Source organism: Kitasatospora sp. NPDC127121 (assembly GCF_042677305.1).
In the GTDB taxonomy this organism is placed as follows: Bacteria; Actinomycetota; Actinomycetes; order Streptomycetales; family Streptomycetaceae; genus Kitasatospora.
Map to the genome: position 1 here is coordinate 95,844 of NZ_JBHXTQ010000007.1, position 26,715 is coordinate 122,558.

The 26,715-nt window shown below is 74.3% G+C and carries 22 protein-coding genes; 8 read left to right on the plus strand and 14 right to left on the minus strand.

Going from position 1 to position 26,715, the window contains the following annotated elements; genetic code table 11:
• Nucleotides 1–83: 83 nt before the first annotated feature.
• Entirely contained in the window at nucleotides 84–584 is a 501-nt protein-coding gene (locus ACFVHI_RS06750; RefSeq protein ID WP_063349335.1) for a hypothetical protein, read from the minus strand.
• Nucleotides 585–810: 226 nt separating this feature from the next.
• Entirely contained in the window at nucleotides 811–1,776 is a 966-nt protein-coding gene (gene miaA, locus ACFVHI_RS06755; protein WP_380336414.1) for a tRNA (adenosine(37)-N6)-dimethylallyltransferase MiaA, read from the minus strand.
• Between the two features lie 189 nt (nucleotides 1,777–1,965).
• Between miaA and ACFVHI_RS06760 the strand changes: the two genes are divergently transcribed.
• On the plus strand, nucleotides 1,966–2,229 hold the full coding sequence (locus ACFVHI_RS06760) for an antitoxin (RefSeq protein ID WP_063349333.1): 264 nt from the start codon (nucleotides 1,966–1,968) through the stop codon (nucleotides 2,227–2,229).
• A 15-nt stretch (nucleotides 2,230–2,244) separates the two neighbouring features.
• Here ACFVHI_RS06760 and ACFVHI_RS06765 read toward each other — a convergent pair whose 3' ends face one another.
• Both ACFVHI_RS06765 and miaB read right to left on the minus strand, forming a co-directional pair.
• Complete coding sequence (locus ACFVHI_RS06765) at nucleotides 2,245–2,943, minus strand: class III extradiol dioxygenase subunit B-like domain-containing protein (RefSeq protein ID WP_380336417.1); 699 nt, start codon at nucleotides 2,941–2,943, stop codon at nucleotides 2,245–2,247.
• Between the two features lie 116 nt (nucleotides 2,944–3,059).
• Nucleotides 3,060–4,562, minus strand: coding sequence for a tRNA (N6-isopentenyl adenosine(37)-C2)-methylthiotransferase MiaB (gene miaB, locus ACFVHI_RS06770; RefSeq protein WP_279634927.1), 1,503 nt, complete (start codon nucleotides 4,560–4,562; stop codon nucleotides 3,060–3,062).
• 85 nt (nucleotides 4,563–4,647) lie between these two features.
• Here miaB and ACFVHI_RS06775 point away from each other — a divergent pair, with 85 nt between their 5' ends.
• On the plus strand, nucleotides 4,648–5,667 hold the full coding sequence (locus tag ACFVHI_RS06775) for a TAXI family TRAP transporter solute-binding subunit (RefSeq protein ID WP_079135875.1): 1,020 nt from the start codon (nucleotides 4,648–4,650) through the stop codon (nucleotides 5,665–5,667).
• Between the two features lie 75 nt (nucleotides 5,668–5,742).
• Here ACFVHI_RS06775 and ACFVHI_RS06780 read toward each other — a convergent pair whose 3' ends face one another.
• Both ACFVHI_RS06780 and ACFVHI_RS06785 read right to left on the minus strand, forming a co-directional pair.
• Complete coding sequence (locus ACFVHI_RS06780; protein WP_380336421.1) at nucleotides 5,743–7,173, minus strand: sensor histidine kinase; 1,431 nt, start codon at nucleotides 7,171–7,173, stop codon at nucleotides 5,743–5,745.
• A gap of 6 nt (nucleotides 7,174–7,179) precedes the next feature.
• On the minus strand, nucleotides 7,180–7,935 hold the full coding sequence (locus tag ACFVHI_RS06785; RefSeq protein ID WP_063349330.1) for a response regulator transcription factor: 756 nt from the start codon (nucleotides 7,933–7,935) through the stop codon (nucleotides 7,180–7,182).
• A 371-nt stretch (nucleotides 7,936–8,306) separates the two neighbouring features.
• Between ACFVHI_RS06785 and ACFVHI_RS06790 the strand changes: the two genes are divergently transcribed.
• From ACFVHI_RS06790 to ACFVHI_RS06810, 5 genes are all read left to right on the plus strand, one after another.
• Nucleotides 8,307–9,080 (plus strand): amino acid ABC transporter ATP-binding protein, encoded by a 774-nt coding sequence (locus ACFVHI_RS06790; RefSeq protein WP_063349329.1) that lies wholly within the window; start codon nucleotides 8,307–8,309, stop codon nucleotides 9,078–9,080.
• 120 nt (nucleotides 9,081–9,200) lie between these two features.
• The gene (locus tag ACFVHI_RS06795) at nucleotides 9,201–10,103 is read left to right on the plus strand and encodes a glutamate ABC transporter substrate-binding protein (RefSeq protein ID WP_380336426.1); all 903 of its coding nucleotides are present in this window, start codon (nucleotides 9,201–9,203) and stop codon (nucleotides 10,101–10,103) included.
• 55 nt (nucleotides 10,104–10,158) lie between these two features.
• Nucleotides 10,159–10,809 carry an amino acid ABC transporter permease gene (locus ACFVHI_RS06800; protein ID WP_063349327.1) on the plus strand — a complete coding sequence of 217 codons (651 nt, stop codon included), beginning with the start codon at nucleotides 10,159–10,161 and terminating at the stop codon, nucleotides 10,807–10,809.
• Nucleotides 10,806–11,657, plus strand: a complete 852-nt coding sequence (locus tag ACFVHI_RS06805) for an amino acid ABC transporter permease (RefSeq protein WP_380336430.1) — start codon at nucleotides 10,806–10,808, stop codon at nucleotides 11,655–11,657. The genes ACFVHI_RS06800 and ACFVHI_RS06805 overlap by 4 nt, the downstream gene beginning before the upstream one ends.
• A 122-nt stretch (nucleotides 11,658–11,779) precedes the next feature.
• Nucleotides 11,780–13,528: an FAD-dependent monooxygenase gene (locus ACFVHI_RS06810; protein ID WP_380336433.1), complete on the plus strand. Its 1,749-nt coding sequence runs from the start codon at nucleotides 11,780–11,782 to the stop codon at nucleotides 13,526–13,528.
• A 75-nt stretch (nucleotides 13,529–13,603) separates the two neighbouring features.
• Here ACFVHI_RS06810 and rny read toward each other — a convergent pair whose 3' ends face one another.
• The 7 genes from rny to ACFVHI_RS06845 all read right to left on the minus strand — a co-directional run bounded on the left by rny (nucleotide 13,604) and on the right by ACFVHI_RS06845 (nucleotide 21,393).
• A complete protein-coding gene (gene rny / locus ACFVHI_RS06815; protein WP_380336436.1) occupies nucleotides 13,604–15,073 on the minus strand; it encodes a ribonuclease Y in 1,470 nt (489 codons plus the stop codon).
• A 156-nt stretch (nucleotides 15,074–15,229) separates the two neighbouring features.
• The gene (gene recX / locus ACFVHI_RS06820; RefSeq protein WP_380336439.1) at nucleotides 15,230–16,318 is read right to left on the minus strand and encodes a recombination regulator RecX; all 1,089 of its coding nucleotides are present in this window, start codon (nucleotides 16,316–16,318) and stop codon (nucleotides 15,230–15,232) included.
• A gap of 4 nt (nucleotides 16,319–16,322) precedes the next feature.
• A complete protein-coding gene (recA, locus tag ACFVHI_RS06825) occupies nucleotides 16,323–17,438 on the minus strand; it encodes a recombinase RecA (protein WP_380336442.1) in 1,116 nt (371 codons plus the stop codon).
• Between the two features lie 177 nt (nucleotides 17,439–17,615).
• Nucleotides 17,616–18,872 (minus strand): AI-2E family transporter, encoded by a 1,257-nt coding sequence (locus tag ACFVHI_RS06830; RefSeq protein ID WP_380336445.1) that lies wholly within the window; start codon nucleotides 18,870–18,872, stop codon nucleotides 17,616–17,618.
• An 84-nt stretch (nucleotides 18,873–18,956) separates the two neighbouring features.
• Nucleotides 18,957–19,151 (minus strand): DUF3046 domain-containing protein, encoded by a 195-nt coding sequence (locus ACFVHI_RS06835; RefSeq protein WP_063349322.1) that lies wholly within the window; start codon nucleotides 19,149–19,151, stop codon nucleotides 18,957–18,959.
• A complete protein-coding gene (locus ACFVHI_RS06840; protein WP_363374392.1) occupies nucleotides 19,148–19,738 on the minus strand; it encodes a GNAT family N-acetyltransferase in 591 nt (196 codons plus the stop codon). Before ACFVHI_RS06840 ends, ACFVHI_RS06835 begins: the two co-directional genes overlap by 4 nt.
• A 53-nt stretch (nucleotides 19,739–19,791) precedes the next feature.
• Nucleotides 19,792–21,393, minus strand: coding sequence for a S8 family serine peptidase (locus ACFVHI_RS06845; RefSeq protein WP_380336449.1), 1,602 nt, complete (start codon nucleotides 21,391–21,393; stop codon nucleotides 19,792–19,794).
• A 172-nt stretch (nucleotides 21,394–21,565) separates the two neighbouring features.
• Here ACFVHI_RS06845 and ACFVHI_RS06850 point away from each other — a divergent pair, with 172 nt between their 5' ends.
• Nucleotides 21,566–26,299 (plus strand): ATP-dependent helicase, encoded by a 4,734-nt coding sequence (locus ACFVHI_RS06850; RefSeq protein ID WP_380336452.1) that lies wholly within the window; start codon nucleotides 21,566–21,568, stop codon nucleotides 26,297–26,299.
• Between the two features lie 77 nt (nucleotides 26,300–26,376).
• On the opposite strand, the gene ACFVHI_RS06855 is transcribed toward ACFVHI_RS06850, so the two are convergent.
• Nucleotides 26,377–26,664 carry a hypothetical protein gene (locus ACFVHI_RS06855; RefSeq protein WP_159398505.1) on the minus strand — a complete coding sequence of 96 codons (288 nt, stop codon included), beginning with the start codon at nucleotides 26,662–26,664 and terminating at the stop codon, nucleotides 26,377–26,379.
• Nucleotides 26,665–26,715 lie beyond the last annotated feature (51 nt).

A 26,715-nucleotide genomic window follows, 5' to 3' on the forward strand; every position in this document is an offset into this window, starting at 1 on the left:
TGAACGGGCGCACCGGCCACCCGGGCGGTCCGACCGGTGGATCGGCGCGGGCAGCCGAGGGGCCGGCAGGGGCGGCCGGCGGATCAGCGCAGGTAGGCGACCCGCCAGACGGCCAGCGCACAGGCCACCAGCGCGATCAGGGTGTACAGCGCGATCGCCTTCCAGCCGGCCCGCTGCCCGGAGCCGCGGCGCGGCAGGCCCGGCCACTTGTACCCGGCGTGCCGGGCGGCCATCGCGCCCCAGCCGACCGAGGCGGCGGTGAGCAGCAGCCCGAGCATGCCGACCATGGTGGCGCGCGCCCCGGCCGAGCCGAAGGCGAGCGGGAAGGCGAACATCAGCGAGCCGAGGATGCCCAGCAGGGCGATCGGCAGGGTCTGCCACCAGCGGAGCCGGCGCAGCGGTCGGATCTCCCGCTCGTGCACCGCGCCCGCCGGGGTGCGGTTGTCCAGGGCCGGCAGTGCGACCGCGTAGGAGGTGGGTGCCTCCAGGCCGGTCAGCACGGGGAGGTCACCCCTCGTCGACTCGTCGGCCGGTGCGGTGACACTCCCGCTCTGGCCGGGTTCGGGGCCGGTACCCGTCGACACGCGGCCTCCCCTGACAGTTCGACACGAGCGGACTCGCGGTCGGGCACGGTCGGCCCGCGCGGCCGACCCCTACGCCTTCGATGATGGCATGTCCAGACGGGCGTTCCGGGCCTGACCGGCGTCGACGGGTGATCCGTGGCCATCACGTGATCGGGCCGTGACCGCCGGTTCGTCCTGCACGGCCACCTGCGCGCGCAGGTGCACCGCCGGATTGGCCGGAACCCGCCTACCCGGCCGGACGCTCCTGACGGTCGATCAGCTCCAGGGAGCGTTCCAGCAGCTCGACGGGGTCGGTGCCGGCCGGCCGGGACAGCCAGTGGATCCGGCCGTCGCGGCGGAACCAGGACTCCTGACGGCGGGCGAAGCGCTTGGTGGCCCGGACGGTCTCGGCCCGCGCCTCGTCCTCGGTGCACTCGCCGGCGAAGTGGTCCAGCACCTGCTGGTAGCCGAGCGCCCGGGAGGCCGTCCGCCCCTCCCGCAGCCCGAGCCGCTCCAGCGCGCGCACCTCGTCCAGCAGTCCGGCCCGCCACATCAGGTCGACCCGCAGCGTGATCCGCTCGTCCAGTTCGGGGCGCGGCAGCGCGACCCCGATCTGCACCGCGTCGTAGACGGCGGTGTTGCCGGGCAGGTTCGCGGTGAACGGCTGCCCGGTGATCTCGATGACCTCCAGCGCGCGGACGATCCGCCGCCCGTTGCCGATCAGGATCGCCTCCGCGGCCGCCGGGTCCAGCTCGGCCAGCCGCCGGTGCAGCGCGTGCGGGCCGGCCTCCTCCAGCTCGGCCTCCAGCCGGGCCCGGACCGCCGGGTCGGTGCCGGGGAACTCCATCTCGTCGATCGCCGCCCGGACGTACAGCCCGGAGCCGCCGACCAGGACGGGCGTGCGCCCGGCCGCGAGCAGCCGGTCGATCTCGGCCCGGGCCAGCCGCTGGTACTCGGCGACGCTGGCGGCCTCGGTGACGTCCCAGACGTCCAGCAGGTGGTGCGGCACGCCGCCGCGCTCGGCGGGGGTGAGCTTGGCGGTGCCGATGTCCATGCCCCGGTACAGCTGCATCGAGTCGGTGTTGATCACCTCGCCGCCGAGGCTGCGGGCGATGGCGACGGCCAGGTCGGACTTGCCGGCGGCGGTCGCGCCGACGATGCAGACCACTCGGGGCTGGGCGGCGCGGGACTGGTCGGTACGGGAGCTGCTCACCGCTCCAGTCTCGCAAAACCGCCGCCGCACCGGTGACCGGGCTGCCCGTCGGCCCCGACTGCGCGACGATGTGACTGTGTCCGGCCGTCTCCGGCCATCTCCAGCCGTTTCCGCAGTTGAGCCGGTTTGCGAACGGTTCGGCGGTGACGGACGTTGGGCAGGAGACAGGGACGAAAGGGTGAGATCGCCATGGGTCTGATGGACAACCTCAAGGGCAAGGCCGAAGAGCTCAAGGGCAAGGCCAGTGAGCTCGCCGGCAAGCACAGCGAGCAGATCGAGCACGCGGTGGACAAGGCCGGCGGCGCGATCGACAAGGCGACCAAGGGCAAGTACAGCGAGAAGATCGAGCACGGCGCCAGCAAGGCCAAGGGCGCGGTGGGCGACTTCGCCCACAAGCCGAAGCCGGGCGAGGAGGGGCCGGCCGGCGGCAACGGCCAGGCGCCGCAGGCCTGACGCCCCGCGCTCCGATCAGCTCCAGGACGCCACGACGTAGCCGACCCCGTACGGGGCGTCCTGGTAGCCGAGCCGCGCGGTGAGGCCGGCGCCCTCCGCGGCGCCGGCCAGCACCTGCCAGGGCGCCCGGCCCTCGGCCTTGAGCTCGGCGGCCAGCCCGGCGTCCAGGGCGGCGAGCGCGGGCACGTCGGCGGAGCCCAGGGCGGCGGCCAGGGCGGCGTCGAAGCCCTCGGCGCGCTCGTCCAGGTAACCGGGGGCCTTCACCGAGCTGCAGGCGCTGCCGTCGCCCACCACCAACAGGCCGACCCGGTCGGCCAGCTGGGCCAAGCCCTGGCCGAGCCCGAGCATCCGGTCGGCGGGCGCGTCGGCGGGCACCGCGCAGGCGTGCGTCGGCAGCGTCACCCCGGCGCGCTCCAGCAGCCAGGCGCCGACCGTCAGCGAGGGCGCCAGCTCCGGCCCCTCGACCCGGCCGCCGGGCAGCTTGGCGACCAGCGGCACCCCGTAGCGGTGGAAGGAGCCGGCCCCGCCCTCGGTCCACACCTCGGCCTCCGGCCCGGCGCCGACCACCACGACCAGCTGCGGCCCGGCCGCGACCAGTGCCGCCAGGGCCTCGTCGCAGGCGGCCCGCAGCGGGTCCAACTCGGCGGCCGCCCCGGCGGCGACCTCCGGGACGAGCAGCGGCGGACAGGGGCACACGGCGGCGGCTACCAGCATGCGGATCACTCTAGCCAAACGGCGACGGCGGCCCGGCCGGTCTCCAAGTCCCGCCGGGCCGCCGTTCGAGGAGCGGACCCCGTTCGAGAAGCAGGCCCCGTTCGAGGAGTGGGCCGTCAGTCGCCGCAGCAGGCCCCGCCCGCCGGAGCGGCCAGGGGCAGCGCGGCCGGGGCACCGATGCCCGGCAGGCCGAGCATCACCCCGGCCGGCTTGGCCGCGGGCTTGGCCTGGCGCTTCTCCCAGGCGTCGCCGGCCCGGGTGCGGCGCACCGCGAGCGACGGGCCCTCGGCGAGCAGGTGGTGCGGGGCGGCGTAGGTGATCTCGACGGTCACCACGTCGCCCGGACGCACCGGCTCCGTCGGCCTGCTGAAGTGCACCAGCCGGTTGTCGGGGGCGCGGCCGGAGAGCCGGTCGGTCTTGTCGTCCTTCTTGCCCTCGCCCTCGGCGACCAGGATCTCCAGGACGCGGCCGACCTGCTTCTTGTTCTCCTCCCAGGAGATCTCCTCCTGGAGGGCGATCAGCCGGTCGTAGCGGGCCTGCACGACGGCCTTCGGCACCTGGTCCGCCATCTCGGCGGCCGGGGTGCCGGGGCGCTTGGAGTACTGGAAGGTGAAGGCGTTGGTGAAGCGGGCCTCGCGGACGGCGTGCATCGTCTGCTCGAAGTCCTCCTCGGTCTCGCCGGGGAAGCCCACGATGATGTCGGTGGAGATCGCCGCGTCCGGCATGGCCTCGCGGACCTTCCGGATGATCCCGAGGAAGCGCTCCTGGCGGTAGGAGCGGCGCATCGCCTTGAGGACGGTGTCGGAGCCGGACTGCAGCGGCATGTGCAGCTGGTGCATCACGTTCGGCGTCTCGGCCATCGCGGCGATCACGTCGTCGGTGAAGTCGCGCGGGTGCGGCGAGGTGAAGCGGATCCGCTCCAGGCCCTCGATCTGGCCGGCGGCGCGCAGCAGCTTGGAGAAGGCCTCGCGGTCGCCCAGGTCGGAGCCGTAGGCGTTGACGTTCTGGCCGAGCAGGGTCACCTCGATGACGCCCTCGTCCACCAGCGCCTCGATCTCGGCGAGGACGTCGCCGGGGCGGCGGTCCTCCTCCTTGCCGCGCAGCGCGGGGACGATGCAGAAGGTGCAGGTGTTGTTGCAGCCGACGGAGATGGCGACCCACGCGGCGTACGCGGACTCGCGGCGGGTCGGCAGGGTGGAGGGGAAGGTCTCCAGCGACTCCAGGATCTCGACCTGGGCCTTGCGCTCGACCGCGGCCCGCTCCAGCAGCGCCGGCAGGTGGCCGATGTTGTGGGTGCCGAACACCACGTCGACCCAGGGGGCCTTGCGGACGATGGTGTCGCGGTCCTTCTGGGCGAGGCAGCCGCCGACGGCGATCTGCATGCCCTTGTGGCGGGTCTTGACCGGCGCCAGCTGCCCGAGGTTGCCGTACAGCTTGTTGTCGGCGTTCTCCCGCACCGCGCAGGTGTTGAACACGACCAGGTCCGGGTCGCCCTCCTGCCCGGCCTTGACGTAACCCGCGTCCTCCAGCAGGCCGGACAGCCGCTCGGAGTCGTGGACGTTCATCTGGCAGCCGTACGTGACGACCTTGTAGCTCTTCAATCCGCTCTCACCGCTCACCAGACCAGGGTACGGGCAGCCGCGAAGCGCTTTTCCCCCACCGTTTCCCCTCCCGTTCCGGCGGAGCGCCTGGCAGTATCCCTGCATGACCCCCACCACCCCGTCCCGTCTCGGCGCCGCCGTCCGCACCGCGGCCCGCAGCCCGCTGTGGCGGACGGTGCTGGTGCTGGTGCTGCTGGTCGCGGGGCTGGGCGGCTGGTGGCTGTCGGCGGGCCGCTCGCCCGGCTACCCGCGCGGCGAGACGCGTTTCGCGACCGGCGTGCAACGCGGCGTCTACGACCGGTACGGGCAGTTGCTGGAGGCCCACGTCGCCAAGGCCATGCCGGGGGTGCGGCTGGCCCTGGACAACACCGAGGGCTCGATCGACAACCTGGCCCGGGTGACCAGCGGCCAGGACGACTTCGCGATCGCCACCGCCGACGCCGTCGCCGACTACCAGGGCCCGGGCAAGGACCGGCTGCGGGCTATCGCACGGCTGTACGACGACTACCTCCAGCTGATCGTCCCGTCCTCCTCGACGGTGCACCGCACGGCCGACCTCAAGGGGCTGCGGGTCGGCGTGGGCCTGCCGCAGTCCGGGGTGAACCTGGTGACCAGGCGGCTGCTGGCCGCGGCCGGCCTGGACCCGGACCACGACATCGTCCCGGTGTCGGCGGGCGTCGGCGACGCCGCCGACCAGCTGCGCGAGAACAAGCTCGACGCCTTCTTCTGGTCCGGCGGCCTGCCGACCAGCGCCCTCACCGACCTGTCCGACCACATGCGGATGCGGGTCGTGCCGCTGGGGGACCTCGCCGGGGCCATCCACAAGATGGAGGGCGGCGGCACCGACGCCTACCGGGCAGCCACCATGCCCAAGGGCACCTACCCGAACGCCGACCCCAAGGACGCCGTCGCCACCGTGGCCGTGCCCAACCTGCTGATCACCCGGGACGACGTGGACCCGGGCCTGGTCGAGGGCATGACCCGGGCGGTGATCGACAGCCGCGACCAGATCGGCTCCCAGGTGCACGCCGCCCAGCTGGTCGACCTGCGCACCGCCGTCTACACCGACCCGCTCCCGCTGCACGAGGGCGCGGCCCGCTACTACCGCTCGGTGAAGCCCTGAAGGTCCTGAAGGTGGAGCCCTGAAGGCGAGGCCCTGAAGCCCGGAAACCGTACGGGCGCTGCGGGCCCGTACGGACTACCGCTTCTCCGGCCGCGGCACCGCCAGCGTCACCGCGAGCCCGGTCGGCTCGACCGGCGCGAAGGCGAGCGAACCGCCGCCCGCCGCCAGCAGGGTGCGGGCGATCGACAGGCCGAGCCCGGAGCCGTCCACGTTCTGGTGCCGCGGGCTGCGCCAGAAGCGGTCCCCGGCGCGGGGCAGCTCGTCCTCGGCGAGGCCGGGCCCGGCGTCCGTGACGGTCACCGCGACCTCGTCCCGGCGCACCGAGACCTTCAGCCGCACCCCGCTGCCGGCCGGGCCGAACTTGAGCGCGTTGTCCAGCACGGCGTCCAGGGCGGAGCCGAAGCCGATCGGGTCCGCCATGCCGACGGCGAGCGCCGGGCCCTCCCAGCTCAGCTCGATCCCGCGCTGCTCGGCGACCGGCCGCCAGGCGTCGACCCGGGCCAGGGTGAGCGCGGCGAGGTCGGTCTGCTCGGGTTCGGGGCGGGCGTGCTCGGCGGTGGCCAGGCCGAGCAGGTCGTCCAGAACCCGGGCCAGCCGGACGCCCTCCTCCCGGACGCCGCCGAGCTCCTCCTCGTGCCCCTCGGGCAGTTCCAGGCCGAGCACCTCGACCCGCAGCAGCAGGGCCGCCAGCGGGTTGCGCAGCTGGTGCGAGGCGTCCGCGACGAAGGCCTTCTGCTGGTCCATGGCGAGCACCACGTGGTCGGCCATCTCGTTGAACGAGCGGGCCAGCCGCTGCAGCTCGGGCGGGCCGCCGCCGGGCGCGACCCGGGCGGCCATCCGGCCGGTGGCGATGTCGTGGGTGGCCCGGTCGAGGGTGCGGACCGGGCGCAGCACCCACTCGGTGAGCCGGCCGGCCAGCAGCACCGCGACGATCATCGCGGCGGCCTCGCCGGCGCCGATCACCAGCCAGCTGTGCAGGATCCGGGTGCGCAGCGCCCCGGTGGGGGACTCGCTGAGCACCACCGCGACCACGTCGCCGTCGCGCACCACCGGGGTGGCGACGGTCAGGGTGCGGTCGTCGGTCCACGGCCAGACCTGGGGCGGGTTGTGGCTGCGCCGCCCGTCCAGCGCCTCCTGGAAGGCCTGCGCGCCCCAGCCGCGGGGCACCCGCCAGTCGGCGGGGGCGGCGGCGATCGGCACGCCGTCGCGCTGGAAGATGCCCAGCCGCACGCCGTACAGGTCGTGGTAGCGGCGGACCTCGGCGTCGATCGCGCGCCGGCGGCTGACGTCGCCGGGGGCGGGCTCCGGGTCGCCCTTGAGCGCGGACTCCACCGCCGAGGGGCCGGAGGTGGGCAGGTCCTGGGCGAAGCGGGCGGCGTCGTCGAGCCGGTCGACGACCACCCTGCTCTGCTCGGCCGCCGCGACCGCCGCCGCGAGCGGCAGCCCCAGGGCGGCCAGGACGCAGAGCATGAGGGCGATCAGGATGCCGAGCAGGCGGGTGCGCACGTGCGGTCAGCGCTCCGCGGGGGCGGGCGGGGCCGGGTCCGCGGCGGGCGCCGGGGACTCCGGGATCAGGCGGTAGCCGACGCCGCGGACGGCCTCGACCAGGCCGGGCAGCGCGAGCTTGTTGCGCAGCGAGCCGATGTGCACCTCCAGGGTGCGCCCGTTGCCCTCCCAGCCGCTGCGCCAGACCTCGCTGAAGATCTGCTCGCGCCGGTAGACCACGCCGGGGCTCTGGGCGAGCAGGGCGAGCAGGTCGAACTCCTTGCGGGTGAGCGGCACGTCCCGGCCGTCCACGCTGACCCGGCGGCGCTCCCGGTCGATCCGGATGCCGCGGGACTCCAGCGGGCCGCGCTGCTGCGGGACGGCGTCGGGCGCGGGCGCCGCCACCGAGGCGGGGGCGGCGCCGCGGCGGGCCACCGCGTGGATGCGGGCGAGCAGCTCGCCCATGTCGTAGGGCTTGGTGACGTAGTCGTCGGCGCCCAGGTTGAGGCCGTGGATCCGGGAGCGGATGTCGGCGCGGGCGGTGACCATGATCACCGGGACGCCGCTGCCGGCCCTGATCCGGCTGCACACCTCGAAGCCGTCGCGGTCGGGCAGCCCGAGGTCGAGCAGCACCACCCGGTACGGGTCGTTTCCGTCCGGCACCAGGGCGTCCAGCGCCTCGTGCCCGCTGCGGGCGTGCCGGACCTGGAAGCCGTGCCGGCCCAGTACCGCGACCAGCGCGGCGGCCACGCGTTCGTCGTCCTCGACGAGCAGCAATCGCATCCTGTTCTCCTCCTTCCCCCACCTGATCGCCGGGACCGCCTGGTCGGGCCCCGGTCCTGCGCAGTATGAGCCAGTGGGCGGCCCGGCGCCAGGCTCGGTCGCCCGACGGCTGCCACGGGGCGGGGCGCGCCGGCGCGGACGCCGGCTGTCACATGCCCCGTTGGCGCCCCGGCGAACAGCCCGCGAGCAGCGTGTGGCCGTTTCGTGATCCTCAAGTTCCGCTCAGATCGGCTGACGGCACGTCGTCATCACTCCTATGGTCGGCCCACCGGGGGCTGCGGCTCCGCCGGTCGCGGCTCCCGGATTTCGTACCACCATTGCCGCCCAAGGGAGTTCAGACTTTCACGGGCCGACACGAGGGAGCAGGCGCGATGGCCGAGAATCCGGTCGAGGACTCCACCCCTGCAGCCGCCCCCCTGGTCGTGCTGAGCAGCGTGAACAAGCACTACGGAGCGCTGCACGTCCTGCAGGACATCGACCTGAAGATCGTCCAGGGCGAGGTCGTGGTCCTGATCGGGCCGTCCGGCTCCGGCAAGTCGACGCTCTGCCGGACGATCAACCGGCTGGAGACCATCGACTCCGGCACGATCACCATCGACGGCCGCCCGCTGCCCGACGAGGGCAAGGAGCTGGCCCGGCTGCGCGCCGAGGTCGGCATGGTGTTCCAGAGCTTCAACCTGTTCGCGCACAAGACGGTGCTGGAGAACGTCGTCATCGGCCAGGTCAAGGTGCGCGGGATCGCCCGGGCGCAGGCCGAGAAGACCGCCCGCGGGCTGCTGGAGCGGGTCGGCGTCGGCGCGCAGGCGGACAAGTTCCCCGCCCAGCTCTCCGGCGGCCAGCAGCAGCGCGTGGCGATCGCCCGGGCGCTGGCGATGAAGCCCAAGGTGATGCTCTTCGACGAGCCCACCTCGGCCCTCGACCCGGAGATGGTCAACGAGGTGCTGGAGGTCATGCGCCAGCTGGCCGCCGACGGCATGACGATGGTCGTGGTCACCCACGAGATGGGTTTCGCCCGCTCCGCCGCCAACCGCGTGCTGTTCATGGCCGACGGCCGGATCGTCGAGCAGAACACCCCGGACGCCTTCTTCACCGCGCCGCGTTCCGACCGTGCCAAGGACTTCCTCTCGAAGATCCTCCACCACTGACGCTTCGAGACCACGCGGGGCCGCCGCCGGCAAGGACGCCGGGCGGCCCTGCCCGTGCACGCACCTTCCAGACGCCAGAGCCCGGTTAGCCGTGGCCCAGCTCCCAGGAGAACAACCCTCATGAGGACTCGTCGCACCCTCGCCGTCGCGCTCTGTGCCGTCGCGCTCACCGCCACCGCCGCCTGCGGCAAGGACGGCTCCCCCGGCGCCACCGCCGCGAGCAGCGGCAACGCCCCGGCGCTGCCCACCTACACGGTCAAGACCGACGTCAAGATCGACTCGGCGATCCTCGCCGAGGCGAAGAAGCGCGGCCAGCTGATCATCGGCGCCAAGGCCGACCAGCCGGGACTGGGCTTCGAGGACGTCGCCAGCGGCGACCGCAGCGGCTTCGACATCGAGATCGCCAAGATGGTCGCCGCCGATCTCGGCTTCAGCCCGCAGCAGATCAAGTGGCAGACGCTGGTCTCCTCGCAGCGCGAGCCGGCCATCGCCAAGGGCCAGATCGACTTCTACGTCGGCACCTACAGCATCAACGACGAGCGCAAGAAGACGGTCTCCTTCGCCGGCCCGTACTACATCGCGGGCCAGGACTTCCTGGTGAAGGCCGACAACACCTCGATCACCGGCCCGGAGAGCGTCGGCGGCAAGAACGTCTGCACCGCCACCGGCTCCACCTCGATCAAGAACATCCAGCAGTACAACCCGAAGATCACGCAGTTCGACACCTACTCGGCCTGCGTCGAGAAGCTGCTGTCCGGCGAGGTCGACGCGGTCACCACCGACGACGCGATCCTCAAGGGCTACGCCTCCAAGTACGCCCCCAAGCTCAAGGTGGTCGGCAAGCCGTTCACCAAGGAGAACTACGGCGTCGGTCTCAACAAGGACGACGCGGTCCTGCGCAACGCCATCAGCGACGCGCTCAAGGCCCACGAGGACAACGGCGACTGGAAGAAGGCCTACGACGCGACCCTGGGCGCGTCCGGCTCCGCCGCGCCGGCCGTGCCGGCCCTCGAACGCTACTGATCCGGTCCACGCCCGACCATCCGTCCTGACCATCTGATGAGAGGAGGGCCGCCGGATGGGGTTCCTGTTCGAGCAGGACAACTTCGCGTTGTTCCGCGACGGCTTCCTGCAGACGATCGAGCTGAGCGCGCTCAGCGCCCTGCTCGCCCTGCTGCTGGGCACCCTGCTGGCGGCCTTCCGGGTCTCCCCGGTGCCGGTCCTGCGTGCCTTCGGCACCACCTGGGTCACGCTGTTCCGCAACACGCCGCTGACCCTGCTGTTCTTCGCCGTCACCTTCGGCCTGCCGCCGCTCGGGGTGCACTTCAGCCACCTCACCTTCGCGGTGCTGGCGCTCGGCGGCTACACCGCCTCGTTCGTCTGCGAGGTGATCCGCTCGGGCATCAACACCGTGCCGCTCGGCCAGGCCGAGGCGGCCCGCAGCCTCGGCATGAGCTTCGGCCAGACCCTCACCCTGATCATCCTGCCGCAGGCCACCCGGACCGTCCTGGCCCCGCTGAGCAGTGTGTTCATCGCGCTGCCGAGGAACTCGGCGATCGCCGGCGCCTTCAGCGTCAGCGAGCTCTACAGCGTGCAGCAGACCCTCTCCGAGCGCGGCTACGCGATCTTCGGGATCTTCTTCTGGGTGGCCTGCGCCTACCTGGTGATCAGTGCCACGGTCGCCACGCTGTTCCGCGTCCTGGAATCCCGACTGGCGGTGGCCCGATGAGCAACCTCTTCACCCGCACCCCCACGGCCAGCGTCCTCTACGACGCCCCCGGCCCGCGGGCCCGCACCCGGTACCAGCTGTTCGGGGTGCTGGCGCTGATCGGCGTCGCCGCCCTGCTCCAGTACGTCTTCACCGCGCTCTCCGACAACGGCCAGTTCGACCCTCATCTGTGGGACGCGTTCCAGTACAACACCGTCCAGCAACGCATCGTGGACGGCCTGGTCTCCACCCTGGAGGCCTTCGGCCTGGCCGCACTGTTCTCGCTCACCCTGGGCGGCCTGCTCGCCGCCGGACAGCTCTCCGACCACAAGCCGGTCCGCTGGGCGGCCGTCGGCTTCGTCCAGTTCTTCCGGGCGATGCCGCTGCTGATCCTGATCGTCGCGCTCTACTACGCGTTCTTCGCGAAGGAGCCGATGTGGGCGCTTGTCATCGGCCTCACCCTCTACAACGGCTCGGTGCAGGCCGAGATCATCCGCAGCGGCGTCAACGCCGTCCCGCGCGGCCAGGCCGAGGCGGCCTACGCGCTCGGCATGCGCAAGACCCAGGTGATGGCCGGCATCCTGGTGCCGCAGGCGATCCGCTCGATGCTGCCCTCGATGATCGGCCAGCTGGTCGTCACCCTGAAGGACACCTCGCTCGGCTTCGTCATCACCTTCAACGAGCTGCTGTTCGTCGGCAAGGCGATCGCCAGCCAGCCGATCAACGCCGCGGGCTTCCCCTACATCCCCGTGGTGCTGGTGATCGGTCCGATCTACATCGCCATGTGCCTGCTGCTGACCGCCCTCGCCCGGTGGATCGAAGCGCGCGGCCGTCGCGGCGCGAACCGGCGCACTTCAGCTGCTGCTTGACGCACACGCAGGTGAACTGTTGCATTGCTCTTCGTGACACCTCCCGGGAGCATCCACGCGGCATATGCGGCAGCGGTAACTGACGCCGGCCCATCGGCCGGTTCGTGCCCGGAGGTCACCGCATGGACCCGGTGATCGTGGTCGGGGCCGGACCGGTCGGTCTGGCCCTGGCCCTCGCCCTCGCCCGGCACGAAGTGCCGACCATCGTCCTGGACGAGGGCTCCGGGCTCTGCCCCGAGGGCCCGCGCAGCGTCGTCCTCGGGGCCGACACCGCCGCCTTCCTCACCCGGATCGGCTACCCGCGGGCCGTCTCCGACTCCGCCCTCTGGGACTCCTTCACCGTCTGGCGCCGCCGCCAGGAGGTCCTGCGGATCGACCTCACCGACTCCCCCGCGTTCCACCTGCCCCAGCACCGCCTCCAGCGCGGCCTGCGCGACGCCCTCACCGGCACCCCGCTGGTCCGGCTGGTCCCGCTGAGCCGGGTCGTCGAACTCGAACAGGACCGCGACGGCGTCAGCGTCCGCACCCACGGCACCCAGGACGGCTCCAGCACCTGGTGGCGCGGCAGCCACCTGGTCGGCTGCGACGGCGCCAGATCCGCCGTCCGCAAGCTCCTGAAGATCCGCTTCCCCGGCCGCCCCGCCGTCGACCGCAACGCCATCGCCACCGTCCGGGTCGACCTGCCCTTCCACGAGGCCCGGCTGCACCGCGAGCCCCCGTGGCGCGGCGACCGCGAGGCCTCCGCCCGCCCGCTGCCGGACGGCGTCTGGCGGCTCGACTGGCGGCTGCCCCCCGGGCGGCCCGCCCCCACCGAAACCGTCGACCCGCACGCCACCTGGCCCGGCGTCGTCACCGGCGACACCCTGCTCACCCGGGTCACCGCCACCCTCACCGGCTGGTGCGGCGAACTCCCCCGCTTCGACCTGCTCGCCGCCGCCGACCACACCGCCCAGCAGCGCCTCGCCGCCCGGTTCCGCAGCGGCCGCTGCTTCCTCGCCGGCGACGCCGCCCACCTGCACGGCGCGCTCGGCATGCAGAACCTGGCCGACGGGCTGCGCGACGCCGACAACCTCGCCTGGCGGCTCTCCCTCGCCTGGCACCTCCACTCCGGCGGCCCGCAACCCGGCGGCTCCCTGCTGGACGGCTACGAGGCCGAACGGCGCGGCGCGGTCGGCGCCCGGCTGCGCGCCGTCGACCAGTCCATGCCGCTGCTGCGCCCGCTGCGCGGCTGGCAGCAGACCCGGCGCTCGCTGCTGGTCGGCGGCTTCCGCAAGCACGCACCGCTGCTCGCCGACGGACAGCTCGGCACCGGCCGCTTCGGCGGCGCGCCCGCCTACCCGGCCGCGCCCTCGGGCGTCCCCGGCCGGGTGCCGGTCCAGCGCGGCGCCCGCGGCACCACCTCGCTCAGCGAACTGCTGCCGGCCACCGCCCCCGGCGTGCTCGTCCCGGACCTGCCGGTGCTCGCCGCCGACGGCACCCCGGACCACCTGCACGCCCGGCTCGGCGTCACCTTCCTGCTGCTGCTGGTCGCCCCCGGCACCGCCGTCTGGTCCGCCGAGCACTGGCTGGGCGCCGGCCTGATGCCCCGGCTCGCCGAGGTCGCCGCCGCGCTGCCGGTGCCCGCCGAAGTGCTGGTCACCGAGGAGTACCCGGAGGCCGGGCCGCACACCGTGCTGCTGATCCGGCCGGACGGGCACCTGGTCGGCGCCACCCAGGGCGCCGCCGCCGAGGACCTGCTGGCGCTCGCCGACCGCGCCCGGGGCGGGCCGGCCCCGCTCGCCGGCGCACCCGAACCCGAGCCCGACCAGAGCCCAGCGCCGGAGCCCACCGCCCGCCAGGCGCCCCAGCAGGTGGACTCCCCCAGCGCGTAGGGCCCTGGCGCGAGCCCCGGGCGTGCCCCCTGGCGCGGGCCCCGGGCGTGCGCCGGACAGGGCCCAACTCTTGGCCTAACTCGCCACCGCGATGGCCCGGCTCTCCCGGACCACCGTCACCCGGATCTGGCCCGGATAGGTCAGCTCCTCGGAGACCTGCCGGGCGACCTCCCGGGCGATCAGCTGCGCCCCGAGGTCGTCCACCTCCTCCGGCCGCACCATCACCCGCACCTCGCGCCCCGCCTGCATCGCGTACACCTCGGCCACGCCCTCGTGCGCGCGGGCGATCTCCTCCAGCCGCGCCAGCCGCCGCACGTACACCTCCAGCGACTCCTTGCGCGCCCCGGGCCGCCCGCCCGAACAGGCGTCCGCGGCCTGCGTGAGCACGGCCTCCACGGTGCGCGGCTCCACCTCGCCGTGGTGCGCGGCGATCGCGTGCACCACCTCCGGGGACTCCCCGTGCCGACGGGCGAAGTCCGCGCCGACCGCCGCGTGGCTGCCCTCGACCTCGTGGGTGAGCGCCTTGCCGATGTCGTGCAGCAGCGCCGACCGCCGCACCGGCTCCGGGGCCACCCCGAGCTCGGCGGCCATCATCCCGGCCAGGTGCGCGGACTCCAGCAGGTGCCCGAGCACGTTCTGCCCGTACGAGACCCGGTAGCGCAGACTGCCCAGGGTGCGGACGAGCTCGGGGTGCATCCCGCCGACCCGGGCGTCCAGCAGGGCGTCCTCACCGGCCCGGACGCAGCACTGCTCGACCTCCTCGCGGCTGCGCTCGTGGACGTGTTCGATCCGGGTCGGGTGGATCCGGCCGTCCTCGACCAGTTGTTCCAGGGTGAGCCGGGCGGTCTCCCGGCGGACCGGGTCGAAGCAGGAGAGCTGCACCGTCGCGGGGGTGTCGTCGATGATCAGGTTGACGCCGGTGACCGCCTCGAAGGCACGAATGTTGCGGCCTTCGCGGCCGATGATCCGGCCCTTCATGTCTTCGCTCGGCAGCCGGAAGACGGTGACCGCCGTCTCGGCGGTCTGCACCGACGCCAGCCGCTGGATCACCCCGGCGAGGATGCCCCGGGCCCGGCGCTCGCCCTCCTCCCTGGCCTCGCGCTCGATCTCCCGGACCGTGACCGCGGCCTCCCGCCGGGCCGTGGTCGCGGCCTCGCGCAGGAGTTCGGCGCGGGCCTGCTCGGCGGAGAGTCCGCCGGCCCGCTCCAGCACCGCCACCCTGCGGGTCACCAGCGCCTCGGCCTCGCCCCGGGTGCGCTCCAGTTCGGCGGAGCGCGCGGCGAGTTCGTCCTCCCTGGTCCGGACCCGGCGCAGCTCCTCGGCCAACTGCTCCTCGCGCCGGGCGAGTTCGGCCCGCTGCCGGGAGGTCTGCTGCTCGGCCCAGCCGCGGACGCGCTCGGCCTCGACGCCGACGCGCCGCTGGGCGGCCCGGAGCCGCTTGGCCAGCAGCCCGACCAGGACGGCGAGGAGCAGCAGGACGGCGCCGGCCGACCCGGCGAGTGGCAGCAGGGAGGCGTCCGGTCCGGTGCCCGCAGAGATCCTCATGCCGCCCACTCCCCGTCACCGCTGTCCGCCGCCCGGCGTGGACCGCCGTCCGGAAGCGCCCCCGCACTGAGTGCGAGGCTAGGTGCGGGTCACGAAACGGTCAAGACTCGACCTGGACTGGACCAAGAAGCGTACGCAATGGCTACCGGACGGCCACTAGTCCCTCCCGGTTCCTGACGGTTCGCCCGGCTCCTCCTCGTCCAGCGCGCTCCGCACCACCCGGAACGCCAGCCCCTCGGAGTAGCCGCGCCGGGCCAGCACGCCGACCAGCCGCCGCATCCGGACCTGCGGGTCCAGCCCTCGGGTGGACCGCAGCTTGCGGTCGACCAGCGCCCGGGCGGCCTCGGTCTCGTCGTCGTGGTCGAGCTGGGCGACGGCCTGTTCGACCAGGTCCGCGGCCACGCCCTTGGTGCGCAGTTCCTGGGCCAGCGCCCGCCGGGACAGGCCCCGGACGGCGTGCCGGGACTCCACCCAGGCCGCGGCGAAGGCCGCGTCGTCGATCAGCCCGACCTCTTCGAGCCGGGTGAGCACCTCGTCGGCGACGTCGTCCGGGATCTCCCGCTTGCGCAGGGCGTCGGCGAGCTGTTTGCGGCTCTTGGCGGCGCCGGTGAGCAGCCGCAGGCAGATGTCGCGGGCGCGGGTCTCGGGATCGGCCGTCTCCTCGGCCCCGGCCCGCTTCCGCCCGGTTCGGCCGGTACGGGCGGAGGGGTCGTGCTCGTCACCCGGAGCGCCCGTCTCGTCCGAGGCGTGCCCGGCGGAGCGCCCGGCCGCAGCGCGCCGCCCACGACGCGCGCCGGGACCGGTGTGCGGGGCCGGGGCGGTCACACCCCCGTGACCGACCGCCCCGGCCTCGCTCCGGCCCTCGCCCGCCGCCGGGGAGCCGGCCTCGTCGAACTCCTCGGCCGCCAGTGCCGAGCGCCGCCTGCGGCGGCCGGTGGGCAGTTCTGAGGCGGAGACCAACCCGAGCTCGCCGACCGACGGCTCCGCCGGTGCCGGCCCGGGAGCCGCGCCGCGCACCGCCCGGGCCGGCTCCCGGTCGAACTCCGGCTCCGAACCGGATGCCCACTGTGCGGCGGAGGACCGCTCCCGCCGCCGCCCCTTCCGGGGCTGCGACCGCGCCCGGGGCGTCGCCTCGAACGGCGGCTCCGGCTCCCCCGCCACGGCGGCGAACCAGTCCGGCGGCCCGTAGTCGTCGCCGTCCGGACCCGCCGGGCCGCCCTCACCCACTGCGTCGTGCTGCGTCAACGGTTCAGGCCTTGGCGGCCGCCGCCGTCTTCTTCGCCGCGGCCGTCTTGGCGGCGGTCGCGGTGATCGGCTTCGCGGCGCCGTCGGCGGCAGCAGCCGCCTCGCCCTCGGCCGGCTCCTCGGTCTTCGGGCCGATGCCGAGCTTGCCCTTGATCTTCCGCTCGATCTCGTCGGCGAGCTGCGGGTTGTCCCGCAGGAAGTTGCGGGCGTTCTCCTTGCCCTGGCCGAGCTGGTCGCCCTCGTAGGTGTACCAGGCACCGGACTTGCGGATGAAGCCGTGCTCGACGCCCATGTCGATCAGGCCGCCCTCGCGGCTGATGCCGATGCCATAGAGGATGTCGAACTCGGCCTGCTTGAACGGCGCGGCGACCTTGTTCTTGACCACCTTGACGCGGGTGCGGTTGCCGACCGCCTCGGTGCCGTCCTTCAGGGTCTCGATCCGGCGGATGTCCAGCCGGACCGAGGCGTAGAACTTCAGCGCCCGGCCACCGGTCGTGGTCTCCGGCGAGCCGAACATGACGCCGATCTTCTCGCGCAGCTGGTTGATGAACACCGCCGTGGTGCCCGACTGGTTCAGCGCACCGGCGATCTTGCGCAGCGCCTGGCTCATCAGCCGGGCCTGCAGACCGACGTGCGAGTCACCCATCTCGCCCTCGATCTCCGCACGCGGGACGAGCGCCGCGACCGAGTCGATGATGATCAGGTCGACAGCGCCGGAGCGGATCAGCATGTCCGTGATCTCCAGCGCCTGCTCACCGGTGTCCGGCTGGCTGACCAGCAGGGCGTCGGTGTCCACGCCGAGCTTCTTGGCGTACTCGGGATCGAGCGCGTGCTCCGCGTCGACGAAGGCGACCGTGCCGCCGGCCCGCTGGGCGTTGGCCGCCAGGTGCAGGGTCAGGGTGGTCTTGCCGGAGGACTCGGGGCCGTAGATCTCGACCACCCGGCCGCGCGGGATACCGCCGACACCGAGGGCGACGTCCAGGGCGGTGGACCCGGTGGGGATCACGTCGATCGGCTCGTTGGCCTTCTCGCCCAGGCGCATCACCGAGCCCTTGCCGAACTGCCGCTCGATCTGAGCGAGTGCGTTCTCAAGGGCCTTCTCGCGGTCCGTACCTGCCATGGCTTCCACCCTCGGGTTCTGTGCTGTGCGCTTCATCGTCCTCGACGCTAGCGCGTCCCACTGACAAACGAGCCCGACCCGGCTCCGCCTGTGGAAAACTCCTCGCCGGAGAGTACAGAGAACAAATGTTCGATTCAAGCTTCGCACGTCCGAACGGTGCCACCACCACCGGCCGGGTCACCTCCCGTCGCCGCCGACCATCCGCCGCAGCCGCCGCGCCGCCTCCCGGCGCAGCTCCCGCCGGGCCCGCCGCTGCTCGCCCCGGTCGATCCGCGGGTCGGTGGCCACCTCGTACCGCCGCACGTACGTCCCGACGAAGCCCTGCAAGGTGGCCGCCGCCGGGATGGCGATCAGCGCGCCCACCGCGCCGAGCAGCGCCGCGCCCGCGATCACCGCGCCGAACGCGACCGCCGGGTGCACGTCCACCGTCCGCGCGGTGATCCTCGGGTGCAGCAGGTAGTTCTCGACCTGCTGGTAGACCACCACGAAGATCAGCACCCAGAGCGCGTCCACCGGCTGCACGGTGAGCGCCACCAGCACCGGCAGCGCGCCGGCCAGGTACGTCCCGATGGTCGGCACGAACTGCGACATGACGCCGACCCAGACCGCCAGCGCGGCCGCGTACGGCAGGTCGAGCAGCGCGAACATCACCCAGTGCCCGGCCGCGGAGACCACCGCGAGCAGCGCCCGGGAGTACAGGTAGCCGCCGGTCTTGGCGAGGGCGATCTCCCAGGCCCGCAGCACCTCGCCCTGCTTGGCGGGCGGCAGCATCGAGCAGACCGTCCGGCGGACCCGCGGGCCCTCGGCGGTGAAGTAGAAGGTGAACAGCCCGACCGTGAAGGCCTGGAAGAGCCCGCCGATCACGGTGGAGGAGAGGCCCCAGACGTTGTCGGCGGCCTGCTGGGCGTAGCTCTCGATCGCGCCGGAGTCCTTGAGCAGCTTCTTCTGCAGCTCGCCCAGCGACAGGTCCTGATGGAACGTCCGGTTCACCCAGTTGATCAGGTTGTCGACCAGGTGCGGCAGGTCCCCGGCGATCTTCGCGACCTGATCGACCAGCAGCGTGCCGAGCGCCGCGAGGAACCCGATCACCGCGATCCCCACCGCGACGAACACCAGGAAGGTGCCGATCCCGCGACGCACCCCGCGCGCCGCCATCCGGTCGACGGCCGGCTCCAGCGCCAGCGAGAGGAAGAAGGCCACCAGCAGCATCACGAAGAGGTCGATCAGCTGGTGGAAGGCCCAGTCGGCGAGCTGGAACAGCCCGACCAGCACCAGGGCCAGCACCATCGCCCGGGGCAGCCAGCGCGGCATCCCGCCACCCCAGAGGCCGCCGGCCTCGCCCTCCGGCAGCCGCGGTTCGGGCGGCGGGCCCGGAGCCTCGTCGGCGACCCGCGCCGTCCTGTCCGAATTCTGTGCTTCTGCGCTGCTTGTCACTCCGACAGTCTCACCCATCCCCCGGAGCCGCCCGAGCACCGGGCACCCCGCCGGGGCGGGGTCGGTCCCGCGGGCGGGCGGTGGTCAGCGCAGCACGCCGGAGACGCCCTGGGTCTCGCAGACCACCCGCCAGACGTCCTTGGCCTCCCAGCCCGACTCCAGTGCCTGCCGCACCGTCCGCCCGCCGAGTTCGCTCATCACATGGTCGGAGGCGAAGGACTCCGCGTACGTCTCCCCGAAGTGCGCGTGCATCCGTCGCCAGAACTCCGTCAGCCTCATGGCTCCAGTATCCCGGACCGCGCGGCGCCGTCCGGGGCCCGCCACTGCCCGGCCGTCAGCGCGTACTCGACCTCGCCGTGCTCGCTGCCGGGGATCGCCTCCGGGTAGTCCTCGTGGAAGGTGCGGACGAACGACAGCCCGGTCTTCTCCATGACCCGCCGCGAGCCCGCGTTGACCGTCATCGTGTACGCCACCACCCGCCGCACGCCCAGTTCGGTGAAGCCGCGGCGGACCAGCGCCCGCGCCCCCTCCGTCGCGTACCCGAGCCCCCAGGCGGCCCGGCGCAGCCGGTACCCCAGCTCGACCTCGGAGCGGTCGCCGTCCCGCGTCGGCCGGAACTCGAACCAGCCCAGGAAGGCCCCGCCGGCCCGCTCCTCGGCCGCCCACCAGCCGAGGTCGCCGTACCGCCGGTAGTGCGCGAGGTACAGCGGCAGCAGTTCGCCCTCGACCTGTTCCCGCGCGGTCGGCCGCCCGCCGGTGAGGTGGCGCATCACCTCCGGGTCGCCGTCCAGTTCGACCAGGTGGTCGACGTCCGCTGCGGTGAAGCGGCGCAGCACCAGCCGCTCGGTGGTGAGGAAGACGGTCACGCCCCGATCCTCACCGACCCGCCCGGGCGGCGTCACCCGGTTTTCCGCCCGCCTCAGCGCGGCAGCGCGAGCAGCCCGGCACCGAAGTACTGCCGGGCCCCGCAGGCGTACGGCCCGGGCGGGCAGGCGGCCGCCGCGGTGCCGGCGAGCAGGGCGGCGAGCGGGCCGGAGCCGTAGTCCGGGTGCAGGGCGGCGGCCACCGCGACCGCGCCGGTGACGTGCGCCGCCGCCATCGAGGTGCCGGCCAGTGCCGCGTACTGCCCGCCCGGCCAGTCGGAGACGATCGCGCCCTGCGGCCCGCTGTCCGGGTCGCCGCCGGGGGCGGCCAGCGAGACCCGGCCGCGGCCGTAGTTCGAGTAGCCGGACGGGCGGCCGTCCCGGTTGACGGCGGTGACGGTGACGACGCCGGGCAGTTCGCCGGGCAGCCGGATGCACTCGGTGCCCAGGTAGCGGGAGCGGGCCGGGCCGGAGACCCGGTCGTTGGGGCTGCGCTCGTCCGTCCGGGTGGCGCCGAGGTCCTGCCCGTCGTTGCCCGCCGAGGCGACCACGACGGCACCCTTGCGCTGGGCGTAGCCGGAGGCCCGGCCGACGGCGGCGATCAGCGCGGCCTGGTCCTGGTCCTCCGGGCAGTTGTACTTCCACGGGTCGGCGAAGTAGCTGTTGTTGATCGCCTTGGCGCCGTGGTCGGCGGCCCAGAGCATGCCGCAGACGATGTTCTCGGCGTAGTACTGGCCGAGCGGTCCGAGCAGCCGGACGGCGGCGATCCGCACGCCCGGCGCGACCCCGGTGATGCCGTGGCCGTCCCGGGTGGCGCCGACGATCCCGGCGACGTGGGTGCCGTGGCCGCTCTCGCTGACCCCGGGGTCGGGCCGCCAGGAGCCGGAGCGGGCGTCGGGCCGGCCGTCGGCGCAGGAGACGGAGGCCTTCGGGTCGACGGCGGCGCGCAGGTCGGGGTGGGTGTCGTCGACGCCGGAGTCGAGCACCGCGACCAGCACCTTGTGCAGTGCGTCGGCGGTCGGCGCGCCGGCGGGACCGCGGATCCCGGTGGAGGTGTCGCCGGCCCGGGAGCCGGCGCCGCCGAGCATGGCGAGGTTCCACGGGTCGCCCTCGCTCGGGTCGGGCACCGTGACGGTGCCGCCGTCCTGCCGGTCGGTGCTGTCGCGCCGGGCGCTGTCGGTGCTGCTGCGCCGGGCGTGATCGCTGTCGCGACGGGCGTGATCGGTGCTGCTGCGGCCGGCGCGGTCGGCGTGGTCGGTACCGGCGGCGAAGTCCCCGGCGCCGTCCAGCAGGCGGGGCGGGGCGACCACCGGTTCGGTCCGGGTGGTGCCGACGGCGGCGATCCCGGGCCGGGCCCGCAGCGTGCCCGCGAAGCCGCCGGTGGCGTACGCCAGGACGGCCCCGATCTGCGGGTACTCCTGGACCACCTGCCCGCCCGCCGCCCGGCTCTCGGCCCCGGCCAGGGCGGCCCCGGCGGCGTCCTCCTGCTCGGCGAGCACCAGGTAGCTGAGGTAGGGCCGGCCGGATCCGGAGACGTACGGGACGGCGCCGCCGACCACGAGTGCGGTGAGCAGCATCGCGAGCAGCGCCCGGGCGGGCCCGCGGACGCGGCGGCGGGCGGCACGGGCGGGACCGCCGGACGGGTTCACCTGCGCCATCGCACGGTCTCCGCTCGTCGGTCCGGTGGGTCGGGGGTGGGTCACTGGCCTGATTCATCACCATATGAGCGGATTTGCCTTTTTGCTCCTTTAACTACACCCATGCTCACCACACCCGTGCGACCTCCGCTCCCCCACCCCGGTTGTCGGTGCCACCCGGCACCATGGGGGCATGGCGCCCCCGCACCCGACCCCGCCGAACGACGACCCCCTGGCCGGATTCGCCCCGACCACCCGGGCCTGGTTCACCGGCGCCTTCTCCGCCCCCACCACCGCCCAGGCCGAGGCCTGGCGCGCCATCCGGCAGGACACCGACGTCCTGGTGGTCGCCCCCACCGGCTCCGGCAAGACGCTCGCCGCCTTCCTCTCCGCCCTGGACCGGCTGAGCAGCACCCCGCCCCCGGCGGACCCCAAGCGCCGCTGCCGGGTCCTGTACGTGTCACCGCTCAAGGCCCTCGCGGTGGACGTCGAGCGCAACCTGCGCGCCCCGCTGACCGGCCTGCGCCAGGCCGCCGTCCGGCTCGGCCTGCCCGAGCCCGAGGTCCAGGTCGCCACCCGCTCCGGCGACACCCCCGCCGCCGACCGCCGCCGCTTCGCCACCCATCCGCCGGACATCCTGATCACCACCCCCGAGTCGCTGTTCCTGCTGCTCACCTCCGCCTCCCGGGAGGCGCTGCGCGGCGTCGACACGGTGATCCTCGACGAGGTGCACGCCGTCGCCGGCACCAAGCGCGGCGCCCACCTCGCGCTCAGCCTGGAGCGGCTGGACGAACTGCTGGAGCGCCCGGCCCGCCGGATCGGCCTGTCCGCGACCGTCCGCCCGGTCGAGGAGGTGGCCCGCTACCTCAGCCCGCAGCGCGGCGCCGTCGTCGTCCAGCCCGCCGCCGCCAAGGAGTTCGACCTGTCGGTGGTCGTCCCCGTCCCCGACCTGGACGACCTGCCCGCGGCCCCGGCCACCGGCGCCTCCTCCGACGCCGACCCGCAGCGGCAGGCGTCGATCTGGCCGCACGTCGAGGAGCGGATCGTCGACCTGGTGCAGGCGCACCGCTCGACCATCGTCTTCGCCAACTCCCGCCGCCTCGCCGAGCGCCTGTGCAACCGGCTGAACGAGATCGCCCTCGAACGGGCCACCGGTGAGCCGCTGCCCGAGGCGCACTCCCCCGCCCAGCTGATGGCCGAGTCCGGCGTCGCCAAGGGCGCCCCGCCGGTCATCGCGCGCGCCCACCACGGCTCGGTCTCCAAGGAGCAGCGGGCGCTGGTCGAGGAGGAGTTGAAGGCCGGCCGGCTGCCCGCCGTGGTCGCCACCTCCAGCCTGGAACTGGGCATCGACATGGGCGCCGTCGAGCTGGTCGTCCAGGTCGAGTCCCCGCCCTCGGTCGCCTCCGGCCTGCAACGGGTCGGCCGGGCCGGCCACCAGGTCGGCGCCGTCTCCACCGGCGTCTTCTTCCCCAAGTACCGCGGGGACCTGGTGCAGTCCGCCGTGGTCACCGAGCGGATGCGGGCCGGCCGGATCGAAGCGCTGCGCGTCCCGCGCAACCCGCTGGACGTGCTCGCCCAGCAACTGGTCGCGATGACGGCGCTGGACGCCTGGCCGGTGGACGACCTGCTCACCGTGGTCCGCCGCGCCGCGCCCTTCGCCACCCTCCCGCAGTCCGCCTTCGAGGCCGTGCTCGACATGCTGGCCGGCCGCTACCCCTCGGACGCCTTCGCCGAGTTGCGCCCCCGGGTGGTCTGGGACCGGGTGGCCGGCACTGTGACCGGCCGCCCCGGCGCCCAGCGACTCGCCGTCACCTCCGGCGGCACCATCCCCGACCGCGGCCTGTTCGGCGTCTTCATCGCCGGCGCCGACCCTAAAAAAGGCGGCGGCCGGGTCGGAGAGCTCGACGAGGAGATGGTCTACGAGTCCCGCGTCGGCGACGTGTTCACCCTCGGCACCACCTCCTGGCGGATCCAGGAGATCACCCACGACAAGGTGCTGGTCACCCCCGCCCCCGGCGTGCCCGGCCGGCTCCCGTTCTGGAAGGGCGACACCCTCGGCCGCCCGCTCGAACTCGGCCGCGCCCTCGGCGCGTTCACCCGCGAGCTGGGCGCCCTGGAGCCCGCGGCCGCCACCGCCCGGCTGCACCGGGCCGGCCTGGACGACTGGGCCGCCGCCAACCTGCTCGACTACCTCGCCCAGCAGCGCGCCGCCACCGGCCACCTCCCGGACGACCGCACCATCGTCGTCGAGCGCTTCCGGGACGAGCTCGGCGACTGGCGGATCGTCATCCACTCCCCCTTCGGCGCCCAGGTGCACGCCCCCTGGGCGCTCGCGCTCGGCGCCCGGCTGCGCGAGAAACACGGCCTCGACCCCCAGGTCATGCACGCCGACGACGGCATCGTGCTGCGCCTGCCGGACGCCGACCTCCTCGCCACCGACTTCGACTTCACCAGCCCCCCGGAGCGGTCCGGTTCGGACGAGGCCCCGGTCGGCGCCGACGCCGCCCTGTTCGACGCCGCCGAGATCGAGCAGCTGGTCACCGACCAGGTCGGCGGCTCCGCCCTGTTCGCCTCCCGCTTCCGCGAGTGCGCCGGCCGTGCCCTGCTGCTCCCGCGCCGCAGCCCCGGCCGCCGCACCCCGCTCTGGCAGCAGCGCCAACGCGCCGCCCAACTGCTCGAAGTCGCCTCCGAGTACGGCTCGTTCCCGATCGTCCTGGAGGCCGTCCGCGAGTGCCTCCAGGACGTCTTCGACGTGCCGGGCCTGGTCGAGCTGATGGGCGACCTCGAATCCCGCGCCGTCCGCCTGGTCGAGGTCACCACCCCCGAGCCCTCGCCCTTCGCCCGCTCCCTCCTGTTCGGCTACGTCGCCCAGTTCCTCTACGAGGGGGACTCCCCGCTCGCCGAGCGCCGCGCCGCCGCCCTCTCGCTCGACTCCCGGCTGCTGTCCGAACTCCTCGGCCAGGCCGAGCTGAGCGAACTGCTCGACCCGCAGGTGCTCGCCGAGTTGGAGGCCGAGCTCCAGCGCCTCACCCCCGAGCGCCGGATCAAGGACGCCGAGGGCGTCGCCGACGCGCTGCGCCTGCTCGGCCCGCTCACCGAGGCCGAGCTGGCGGCCCGCGGCGCCGAGCCGCTCTGGGCCCTGGAGTTGGAGGCCGCCCGCCGGGTGATCCAGGTCCGGATCGCCGGCGAGCGGCGCTGGTCCGCCGTCGAGGACGCCGGGCGGCTGCGCGACGCGCTCGGCACCCCGCTGCCGGTCGGCGTCCCCGAGGCCTTCACCGAGCCGGTCAAGGATCCGCTGGGCGACCTGCTCGCCCGCTACGCCCGCACCCACGGCCCGTTCGCCGCCGCCGAGGCGGCCGCCCGCTTCGGCCTCGGCACCGCCGTCGTCACCGGCACCCTGCACCGGCTCACCGCCGCCGGCCGCCTGGTCCAGGGCCAGTTCCGCCCACCCGTCGCCCGCCGGCCCCCTTCGCCGGAGGCGCTAGGCGCCACTCCTCCCGACCACACCACCACCGAGTGGTGCGACGCCGAGGTCCTGCGCCGGCTGCGCCGCCGCTCGCTGGCAGCCCTGCGCCAGGAGGTCGAACCCGTCCCGCCGCGCGCCCTGGCCGCGTTCCTCCCGCAGTGGCAGCACCTGGCCGGCCACCGGCTGAGCGGCCCGGACGGCCTGCTCCGGGTGGTCGAACAGCTCCAGGGCACCGCCCTGCCCGCCTCCGCCCTGGAGAAGCTGATCCTCCCGGCCCGGCTCACCGGCTACTCCCCCGGCCTGCTGGACGAGTTGACGGCGGCCGGCGAGATCGGCTGGTGCGGGGCCGGCGCGCTGCCCGGCAAGGACGGCTGGCTCAGCCTGCACCTGGCCGAGCACGCCCACCTGCTGCGCCCCGAGCCCGTCCCGCCCGCGCTCACCCCCGTGCACAGCGCGCTGCTGGCGGCGCTGGCCGGCGGCTACGGCCTGTTCTTCCGCCAGTTGGTCCAGCAGCTGCCGGAGGAGACCCCGGAGCCGGAGATCGTCGAGGCACTCTGGGACCTCGTCTGGGCCGGGTACGTCACCAACGACACCCTCGCCCCGCTGCGCGCCCTGCTCGGCTCCGGCCGGACGGCCGGTGCCACCGCCCACCGCGCGCCCCGGGCGACCCCGCGCGGCCGCTACGGCGGCGCCGGCCGCGCCTTCGGCCGGGTCGGCGGCGCGCTGCGCGGCGGCCCGCCGACGGTGGCCGGGCGCTGGTCGCTGCTGCCCGCCCTCACCACCGACCCGACGGTCCGGGCCACCACCCAGGCACAGAGCCTGCTGGACCGGCACGGCCTGGTCACCCGGGGCGCGGTGGCGGCCGAGCGGGTGCCGGGCGGCTTCGCCGGGGTGTACCGGGTGCTCGCCGCGATGGAGGAGCGCGGCCGGGCCCGCCGGGGCTACTTCGTCGAGGGGCTGGGCGGCGCCCAGTTCGCCATGGAGGGCGCGGCCGACCGGCTGCGCTCGGTCAACGGCCGGCTGGAGCGGGCCCGGGCCGCCGAGTGGCCGGCCGCCCCGGCCACCGAGCCGCCGCAGGTGCTGGTGCTGGCCGCCGCCGATCCGGCGAATGCCTACGGCTCCGCACTGCCTTGGCCGGAGCCGCCGACGGCCCCCGGAGCCAAGGAGGCCCGGGCGCACCGCCCGGGCCGCAAGGCGGGCGCCCTGGTGGTGCTGGTGGACGGCGAGTTGGCGCTGTACGTCGAACGGGGCGGCAAGTCGCTGCTGGCCTGGCCGGAGGACGGCGCCATCCGGGCGCTGGCGGTGGGCGCGCTGGCGGCCGCGGTCCGCGAGGGTGCACTCGGCAGCGTCACGGTCGAGCGGGCGAACGGCGAGCCGGCCCTCGGCTCGGCGCTGGGCGCCGCGTTGGAGGAGGCCGGCTTCCACGCCACCCCGCGCGGCCTGCGCCTGCGGTCCTCCTGAGGTCCGCCGACGCCGAAGGCCGCGGGGCATCCGGTGCCCCGCGGCCTTCGTTCGCTCGTATCACCCGTTCGAGTGGCTCAGCCGACTGTCGGCGGTTGCGCCGCCACCCGGGCCACGGCCTCCTTTGACGGGCGCCGCTGCGGCCCGGTCGCGTTCCGGTCGGCGTGGACCGGGATCAGGCCGAGTCCCCAGCCGCCGGCCGCGAGCAGTCCCAGCACAGCGCCGTCGGCCAACTGTCCCCGGACCGCCGGCAGCCACCAGACCAGCCCTGCCGTCAGGATCACCAGGACCCGGCGGGCCGGCCACGGTATCAGTCGCCGCAGCCGTATTCGAGCCTCCGTGCACGCCGTCGCGGATCTCCGCACGACCGCCCTCCTTCGCTCGCCCCGGGCACCAGGAGCCCGGGAGTCGAGGCC

What these genes read in the sequence shown, in the direction of transcription:
- ACFVHI_RS06760 (WP_063349333.1), top strand. Translation starts at nt 1,966, where the DNA reads ATGGGTCTGATGGACAACCTCAAGGGCAAGGCCGAAGAGCTCAAGGGC.
- ACFVHI_RS06850 (WP_380336452.1), top strand. Translation starts at nt 21,566, where the DNA reads ATGGCGCCCCCGCACCCGACCCCGCCGAACGACGACCCCCTGGCCGGA.
- ACFVHI_RS06790 (WP_063349329.1), top strand. Translation starts at nt 8,307, where the DNA reads ATGGCCGAGAATCCGGTCGAGGACTCCACCCCTGCAGCCGCCCCCCTG.
- ACFVHI_RS06800 (WP_063349327.1), top strand. Translation starts at nt 10,159, where the DNA reads ATGGGGTTCCTGTTCGAGCAGGACAACTTCGCGTTGTTCCGCGACGGC.
- ACFVHI_RS06795 (WP_380336426.1), top strand. Translation starts at nt 9,201, where the DNA reads ATGAGGACTCGTCGCACCCTCGCCGTCGCGCTCTGTGCCGTCGCGCTC.
- ACFVHI_RS06810 (WP_380336433.1), top strand. Translation starts at nt 11,780, where the DNA reads ATGGACCCGGTGATCGTGGTCGGGGCCGGACCGGTCGGTCTGGCCCTG.
- rny (WP_380336436.1), bottom strand. Translation starts at nt 15,073, where the DNA reads ATGAGGATCTCTGCGGGCACCGGACCGGACGCCTCCCTGCTGCCACTC.
- ACFVHI_RS06785 (WP_063349330.1), bottom strand. Translation starts at nt 7,935, where the DNA reads ATGCGATTGCTGCTCGTCGAGGACGACGAACGCGTGGCCGCCGCGCTG.
- ACFVHI_RS06835 (WP_063349322.1), bottom strand. Translation starts at nt 19,151, where the DNA reads ATGAGGCTGACGGAGTTCTGGCGACGGATGCACGCGCACTTCGGGGAG.
- ACFVHI_RS06775 (WP_079135875.1), top strand. Translation starts at nt 4,648, where the DNA reads ATGACCCCCACCACCCCGTCCCGTCTCGGCGCCGCCGTCCGCACCGCG.
- ACFVHI_RS06845 (WP_380336449.1), bottom strand. Translation starts at nt 21,393, where the DNA reads ATGGCGCAGGTGAACCCGTCCGGCGGTCCCGCCCGTGCCGCCCGCCGC.
- ACFVHI_RS06805 (WP_380336430.1), top strand. Translation starts at nt 10,806, where the DNA reads ATGAGCAACCTCTTCACCCGCACCCCCACGGCCAGCGTCCTCTACGAC.
- ACFVHI_RS06765 (WP_380336417.1), bottom strand. Translation starts at nt 2,943, where the DNA reads ATGCTGGTAGCCGCCGCCGTGTGCCCCTGTCCGCCGCTGCTCGTCCCG.
- recA (WP_380336442.1), bottom strand. Translation starts at nt 17,438, where the DNA reads ATGGCAGGTACGGACCGCGAGAAGGCCCTTGAGAACGCACTCGCTCAG.